Annotated in this window: 7 protein-coding genes; 4 read left to right on the top strand and 3 right to left on the bottom strand. The window is 72.1% G+C overall.

The window, feature by feature from the left end:
* Positions 1-127: 127 nt before the first annotated feature.
* Positions 128-625 carry a hypothetical protein gene (locus ACFY4A_RS17145; RefSeq protein WP_390830329.1) on the top strand — a complete coding sequence of 166 codons (498 nt, stop codon included), beginning with the start codon at positions 128-130 and terminating at the stop codon, positions 623-625.
* A gap of 244 nt (positions 626-869) precedes the next feature.
* Here the strand turns inward: ACFY4A_RS17145 and ACFY4A_RS17140 are convergent, their stop codons facing one another.
* The 3 genes from ACFY4A_RS17140 to ACFY4A_RS17130 form a co-directional block, all read right to left on the bottom strand.
* Positions 870-1,280 (bottom strand): hypothetical protein, encoded by a 411-nt coding sequence (locus ACFY4A_RS17140; RefSeq protein ID WP_390830247.1) that lies wholly within the window; start codon positions 1,278-1,280, stop codon positions 870-872.
* A 221-nt stretch (positions 1,281-1,501) separates the two neighbouring features.
* Positions 1,502-2,266 carry a hypothetical protein gene (locus ACFY4A_RS17135; protein ID WP_390830246.1) on the bottom strand — a complete coding sequence of 255 codons (765 nt, stop codon included), beginning with the start codon at positions 2,264-2,266 and terminating at the stop codon, positions 1,502-1,504.
* An 18-nt stretch (positions 2,267-2,284) separates the two neighbouring features.
* Entirely contained in the window at positions 2,285-2,413 is a 129-nt protein-coding gene (locus ACFY4A_RS17130) for a hypothetical protein (protein WP_390830245.1), read from the bottom strand.
* A 744-nt stretch (positions 2,414-3,157) separates the two neighbouring features.
* Between ACFY4A_RS17130 and ACFY4A_RS17125 the strand changes: the two genes are divergently transcribed.
* The 3 genes from ACFY4A_RS17125 to ACFY4A_RS17115 all read left to right on the top strand — a co-directional run bounded on the left by ACFY4A_RS17125 (position 3,158) and on the right by ACFY4A_RS17115 (position 7,298).
* Positions 3,158-4,108, top strand: coding sequence for an SCO0930 family lipoprotein (locus ACFY4A_RS17125; RefSeq protein WP_390830244.1), 951 nt, complete (start codon positions 3,158-3,160; stop codon positions 4,106-4,108).
* Between the two features lie 239 nt (positions 4,109-4,347).
* Positions 4,348-5,160, top strand: a complete 813-nt coding sequence (locus ACFY4A_RS17120; protein ID WP_390830243.1) for an SAM-dependent methyltransferase — start codon at positions 4,348-4,350, stop codon at positions 5,158-5,160.
* Entirely contained in the window at positions 5,157-7,298 is a 2,142-nt protein-coding gene (locus tag ACFY4A_RS17115; protein ID WP_390830242.1) for a putative bifunctional diguanylate cyclase/phosphodiesterase, read from the top strand. Before ACFY4A_RS17120 ends, ACFY4A_RS17115 begins: the two co-directional genes overlap by 4 nt.
* Positions 7,299-7,328 lie beyond the last annotated feature (30 nt).

Here is a 7,328-nt window from a genome sequence, read left to right as displayed (position 1 = left end):
CGAGTTCCGTGGCAACGGCCGGGGGGACAGGTCCGACGAGTTTCCCGGCGGCGGCCCTGGCGTCGGCGGCTTCGGTGGGAACCTCGGTGGCCCCGTTGGCCCCGGTGGCCTGGGCGGCCTGGGGGGCTTGGGCGACAAGGGAGGCGAGGGCGCGGGTGCCGGCGCCGGACCCGGAGGCGGTCCGGTCGCCGGTCTCGGCGGCGCGTCCGGCCACGGCCCCGGCGGCGTCAACAGCATCGTGCCCTCGCCCGGCGTGATCGCCCGCGGCGGTCAGCTGGTGGTCACGATCGACGGCTGCCGCAACGGCGGGACCATGTCGTCGCACGTGTTCTCCAGGGCGACGCTGCGGCCGTTCGACGGCGAAGGCGAGCGCGCGAGGGGCGTCGTGACGATCCGCGACGACGCCCGTCCCGGAACGTATGACATCACGGTCGACTGCAACGGCCGGCAGCTGACCCGGCCGGAAGCCTTCACCGTCGTCGGCGGTGTCCGCGGCGGAGTGGGCGGCGGCACCACCACCGGTGCCACCCCGGCCGACATGGCCATCGGCGGCGGGCTGATGGCGGCGGGCGCCATCGGTGGCGGCGTGCTCTGGATGCGGCGCCGGTCCGACAAGCGCTCCTGACGGCCCCCCCGGATCCGGCCCCGCCTCCCGAGTGCGGGGCCGGATCCCTTAGTGCCCGCGGAGCTTTCGTCCGCCGGATCCCTTCGTGCCCGCGGAGCTTTCGTCCGCCGGATCCCTTCGTCCCCGTGGGGCCTTCGCCCCTGGATCCGCGTACACCGGAAGGTGTCCCCCGTACACAGGAAGGCCTTCGTCCCTGACCGGGAGAGGTCAGGGACGAAGGCCTGTCCCGAGGGAGGGGACGCGGTCAGGCGGCGCTCTCCTCGCCGGTGCGCCGGCGGGAGAGGTAGTACGCCGTGCCGAGCGAGCCGCCGATGAGCGCGGTGCCCATGCCGATCTGCTTGAGGTCGAAGCCGGTGACGGTCCCGCCCCCGCCCGCGCGGACGCCGTGCCGGAAGTGTTCCGATCCGCCGCCTCCGCGACCGCCGAAGCTGCCCTCGTCTTCATCGCCGTAGCCGGAGCGGCCGTTGCCGCCGTAGGAGCGGCCGCCCCCGCCGGAGTAGCGGCCCTCGTCACCGCCTCCGTCTTTGTAGGAGCGGCTGTCGCCGCCTCCGTAGGAGTGGCCGTCACCGCCGCTGGCGACGGCGGCCGGCGCGCAGAAGGTGAGGGCGCCGACGCCCAGCAGTGCGGCCGAGACAACACCTATTACGCGCATCATGGGTCCTCCGGTCCCCGAGGAGCAGCAGCGGACCTTTTCCGCTTGTGCCGTATATGCGCCTCGCTGACCAAAACGCTAGGGAGGTGTGCACTCCGGCGCGATTGCACTCGGGCGAACGGGGCAACGGTTGGGCCGCACAGGGGATTCGCGGGTGATCCGTCCTCATTCTTCCCCGCGACGGCCAGGACCCCGGCACGATGCGGGGCCGTCAGTCTGCCACGTCACCCCGTCAGATGCGGGAACAGGTCCAGGAACGGCCCGGCGGTGGCCGAGACCCCGCGGCTGTAGGGGGCGTCGAAGTCCCAGATCAGGAAGAGGAGGAAGGCGATCAGCGCGGAGAAAAGACCCGCGAGGATCAGCTCCCGTTTCGTGCGCCGGATCTGGAGTGCGAACACCATGCCGATGGTGATGACGCCCCCCGAGATCAGGCCGAACCACACCACACCCGGCATCGTCGCCCCCGTGGAGCCGGCGCGCGCGGTGCGGGCCTGGGCGGCGGCGGCCACCTGGTCCACCAGCGGCTGGTAGGCCTGCGCCTCGAAGTCCGACGTGGGCTGGTAGTCGGTGACGTCGGCGCGGACGCGGCCGAGCAGTTCGTCGCCCCGCTTGGTGACGTGGCCGTGGTCGGCCATGGTCTTCCACTCGGTGGTCACGACGTGTCCGGCATAGGCGTCGACGTCGGCGCGGATGCGGTCGCGGACGTCCGGCGGATAGACACGGACACGCTCGGAGACCTCGTGCAGCGCCTGGGCCTCCGCCTGGACGTGGTCCTGGGCGGCGACGCGTGCCTCCCAGACACCGGCGATGGCCAGACCCAGCACGATGGCGTAGACGACGCCGATCCACATGGTCATGTACTCGATGACGTCCGGGGTCTCGGTGGGATCGTCGTCCACGGCCTTCGTGCGGTGCCGCAGGAGGGTGATGATCACGACCACCGCACAGGCGGCCAGCATCGCGAGAACGAGAACAAGCCATTCCGACAACGGATTCCTCCCAGGGGGTCAGCGCGGGCGGAGCGCGGCCACGGCGGCCAGTGCGGGTACCGCGATGAGCAGGACGTAGGTGAGGGGTGAGGGGCTGCGCCGGGGACTCGGCCGGTGCGGCTGGGTGTGGTGGCGCGGGTAGGTCACCGGCGCCGCGGACGGGCGGGGACGGGGCTTGGGGGCCGGTTCCGGGGTCGGCGGCGCAGGTGGCGGGGGCGGTGAGGGCGGTGGGGGAGTGTGGCGGGGCTGTGGGGCGGCGGGCGCCGGACGCGGGGGTGGCGGGGGCTTGGGAGTGGGGCTGGGGGTGGGCTTCGGCTTCGGCGGCGGCGCGGGCTTGGACGGCGGAGGCGGCGTCGGCGTGGGTGTCGGTGTGGGCGTCGGTGTCGGTGTGGGACTCGGGCTGGGCGTCGGCCGCGGGCACGGCGGCGGAAGGGGCTGAAGAGAGGGCCAGGAGCCGCCGGCCACCGCCACCGCCTCCGTGCCGTCCGGGCCGGTGAAGGCGTACGCGCAGGCGTCGGCCGCGGCCGGGGCCGCCCCGCCCACACACGTCCACGCCAGCAGCGCCGGCGTCAACACCCGCAGCACCAGGGCGGATCGCGTCGGTTCGGGTCGTTGCACGAGCGAGATCATGAGCTGTCGTGGACCGCGGCACGCCGCGGTGGGCGCGGATTGCCCCGAAGGTGGGACGCCGCAGGTCGGAGGGTTTGATCGGCGGGCCGGTGCGGCGCCGCCGATGGGTACGCGCGTACGGGGTGACGCGAAACGTGTCACAGGTTCCGGAACGAAAATCTCTGCCGCGGTTGAACACAACCGCATCCGTCATGCGTACCCAGTGTCGTGCGGCGGCGCAGCAGGGCGCTGCAACACCCTTTTGAATATGGGGAGTTGACGATGAACACCTCCTGGCGGAGCGCCTCACTCGTAGCGGCGGCCGCGGCCGTGCTGGCGCTGACGACGGCGTGTGGTCAGGAAGGCGCCCCTTCGGCGGACAGTCAGAACGTGGGTGCGACCGCCGCGGCCGGCGGATTCGGCAGTGCCGGGACGAGTGCCGGCACCGGTGCCGACAGCGGCATCGGCAACGGTTACGGGGCCGACGGCCGGCAGGGTGCCGCCGAGGCCGCCGGGGAGCTCGCGGTCTCCGCCAACGCGGAGTTGGGCAAGGTGGTCACCGACAGCGCCGGGATGACCCTGTACCGCTTCGACGTGGACACGGCCCAGCCCCCCAGGTCCAGCTGCGACGGCGACTGTGCCAGGGCCTGGCCGCCCGTTCCGGCCGCCGGCGCCACGGCCGGCGCCGGCATCGACAAGGCTCTGCTGGGCGAGGTCACCCGCACCGACGGCACCAAGCAGCTGACCATCGGCGGGTGGCCCGCCTACCGCTACGCGAAGGACACCAAGGCCGGCGAGACCAGCGGCCAGGGCGTGAACGGCAGGTGGTTCGCGCTGGCGCCCGACGGCAAGAAGGCCTCTCTGACGAACCTGCCGGGGCTGTCCGTGAAGAAGACCGAACTGGGCGACGTCGTCGTCGACAGGAACGGCATGACGGTCTACCGCTTCTCGAAGGACCAGGCGTGGCCGAAGTCGGTCTCGGCCTGCACCGGTTCCTGCCTGGAGAAGTGGCCGGCCGTGGCGCCCGTCGCCGCCGGCGACACCAAGGGCGTGGTGAAGAAGGGCATGATGCCCTTCACCCGGCCCGACGGTGTCAAGCAGATGACCGTCAACTGCTGGCCCCTCTACACCTTCTCCGGGGACGAGGCACCCGGGGACGTCAACGGCCAGGGCGTCGGCGGCACATGGTTCGCCGTCTCCCCCGACGGCAAGGCGATCGGCGCGCCGCAGTAGGGACCACCTCCCCGCCGGACTGGCCTCGGACCGGACCGCCCCCTCCGCACCGCGCGGAGGGGGCGGTCCGCCGTGTGCGCAGAACGTGGCAATTCACCGCGATGCGGGTGCGAGGAACGGACCGGATGCGCAGGTGGTGACCGGGAACGGATGGTCAATTTCCGTTTCCGCTCGCCCGTTCGGCGGGCGATCAGTAGCCTCAGCTCGAACACCGGATCGCCTACGCAGTGGAGAGATGGATGGAGCGTCCCGCCTGGGCTCCGCGGAGCATCGACATCTCGGTGCCGAGCGTCGCTCGTATCTACGACTTCTACTTGGGCGGTTCGCACAACTTCGAGGTCGACCGGGAAGCGGCCCGCAGGGCCATGGAGTTCATGCCGGGGCTGCCCAAGATCATGCAGGCCAACCGGGCGTTCATGCGCCGGGCCGTGGAGTTCGCCCTGGAGGAGGGCATCACCCAGTTCCTGGACATCGGGTCCGGCATCCCCACCTTCGGCAACGTCCACGAGGTCGCCCAGGCCGTCCGGCCCGGCGCGCGGGTGGTGTACGTCGACCACGACCCGGTGGCCGTCAGCCACAGCAAGGCCGTTCTGGCGGGCAACGAGGACGCGGACGTGATCGCGGCCGACCTGCGCAAGCCCGGGGAAATCCTCGCGAGCCCCGAGTTGGGGCGGTTGATCGACCTGAATCGGCCGGTCGTGCTGCTTCTCGTTGCCATACTGCACTTCGTGGAAGACGCGGACGACCCCTACGGTGCGGTGGCCGAGCTGCGCGACGCGCTCGCGCCGGGCAGCCTGCTCGTCCTCACCCATGCCTCGTACGAGGGAATCCCGGTCCCCGCGAAGCGAAGCCGCTCCCTGGTGGACGTGTACAAGGACATTCGCAACCCGCTGATCATGCGCTCGCGCGAGGAGATCGCGCGGTTCTTCGAGGGGTACGACATGGTGGAACCCGGGCTGGTGCCGATGCCGAACTGGCGGCCTCGTACGGCGCCGGAGGACGAGGACCCTTATGCCTTCTCCGGTTTCGCCGGCGTGGGGCGTACGGCGTGAACGCGGAACCGGACGGGCCGGAGGACAGACTGCGCCGGCTGACGACGATCTGGAGCCGGGCCGTCTTCCCGGTGACCTCGACGTCGCTGACCCGCCCGGAGTTCGAGGAGCGGCTCCTGCCGCTCGTCCGCCGGTTGAGCACCGCGCTACGGGACCGGGCCTTCGACGCGGAGGAGGGCGAGGCGGTCGGCGCGGCCCTGGTCGACGCGCACTGCACCGCGCCCGAGGCGCTCAGCCGCTCCCTGGACTGCCTCGACGCCTACCTCGTGCTGTACTGCGGCGAGGACGGCGACCAGGAGGACCTGCGGGCCCGCTCCGCGCGGTTGCAGCATTCGATGGCGGCCGGGTTCGCGCGGGCCCTGCGCGAACGCACGCTGGCCGAGCAGGAGGCGATAGCCCAGGCGGCGCTGCGCGCCCAGGGCGTGGTCGCACAGGCCCTGCACGCCAGCGAGGCGCGCTTTCGCGCCGTGTTCGAAGGCGCGGCGATCGGCATCGCCATCGCCGATCTGGAGGGCAACGTCCTCCAGGTCAACAGCGCGTTGCTGCGCATGTTCGGCGGCTTCGAGCAGACCGTGCGCGGCCGCAACGTACGGGACTGGACGCACGCCGACGACGCCCCGCAGATGTGGCGGCTGTACGAGGAGCTGGTGCGCGGCGAGCGCGAGCACTACCACGTGGAGAAGGCCTTCTACCGGCCGGACGGAACGGTTCTGTGGACCAACCTGACCGTCTCCCTGCTCCGCGACGCCGACGGCCACCCGCAGTACCAGCTCGCCCTCATGGAGGACACCACCGAGCGGCGGCTGCTCAACCTGAGACTGCGTTACGAGGCCACCCACGACGCGCTCACCGGCCTGCCCAACCGCACCCTGTTCTTCGAACGCCTGGAGAAGGCGCTGAACGCGGGCGAGGGCCAGCGCTTCGGCCTGTGCTACCTCGACCTGGACGGCTTCAAGACCATCAACGACAGCCTCGGCCACGCGGCCGGCGACCGGCTCCTGGTCGAGGTCGCCGACCGGCTCCAGGCCTGCGCGACCGCGCCCGGCGAGATGGTCGCCCGGCTCGGCGGTGACGAGTTCGTCGCGCTGACCACCGGCCCCGGCACCCGGCACGAGGTCGACGAGCTCGCTGCCCGCATCATGAACGCGCTGGTCGCCCCGATCCGTATCGACGGCCGGGAACTGGCCGTACGCGGCAGCATCGGCATCGTCGAGGGACCGGCGGGCGAGCGCAGCGCGGCGGAGGTGCTGCGCAGCGCGGACATCACCATGTACCGGGCCAAGTCGGCCGGCGGCAACCGCTTCGAGCTCGCCGACCCGGAGGCCGACGCCCGCGCCATCACCCGGCACGGACTGACCACGGCACTGCCGACCGCGCTGGACCGCGGCGAGTTCTTCATCGAGTACCAGCCGCTGGTGCGCCTCGGCGACGGCAGCGTGCGCGGCGCCGAGGCGCTGGTGCGCTGGCTGCACCCGCAGCACGGCGTCCTCGGCCCCGACCGGTTCATCCCGCTCGCCGAGCACACCGGGCTGATCGTCCCGCTGGGCCGCTGGGTCATGGAGCAGTCGGTGCGCCAGGCCCGCCGGTGGCGGGAGCTGCACGGGGACGGCGCCGAGGGCCCGCTGCGCATCAACGTGAACCTCTCGCCGTGCCAGCTCACCCATCCCGGGCTCGTCCAGGACACCGTCGACATCCTGGAGGGTGCGGGTGTGCAGCCGGACGCGCTGTGCCTGGAGGTCACCGAGTCGGCGCTCATCGGCGCCGACGACGACCTGCTCAAGCCGCTGCGCCGGCTGGCCGAGATGGGCATCGACATCGCCCTGGACGACTTCGGCACCGGCTACTCCAACCTGGCCAACCTGCGCCGGCTGCCCGTGAGCGTGCTCAAGCTGGACCGTTCCTTCACCCAGGGCATGCAGCGGTTCCCGGCCGACCCCGTGGACCTGAAGATCGTCGAGGGTATCGTCGCGCTCGCCCACAGCCTGGACCTCGCGGTCACCGTGGAGGGCGTGGAGACCGGCGCCCAGGCCGAACAACTGCGCGTCCTGGGCTGCGACACCGCCCAGGGCTGGTACTACGCCCGCCCGGGCCCCCCGGAACGCCTGCACGAACTGGCCCTGGCGGACGCGACGGGCTGAACGAGGACCCGGCCCCGGGGCCACGTAGGG

This window comes from Streptomyces sp. NPDC001292 (assembly GCF_042896465.1).
GTDB lineage: Bacteria > Actinomycetota > Actinomycetes > Streptomycetales > Streptomycetaceae > Streptomyces.
This window is presented reverse-complemented; position numbering and strand designations above follow the sequence as displayed.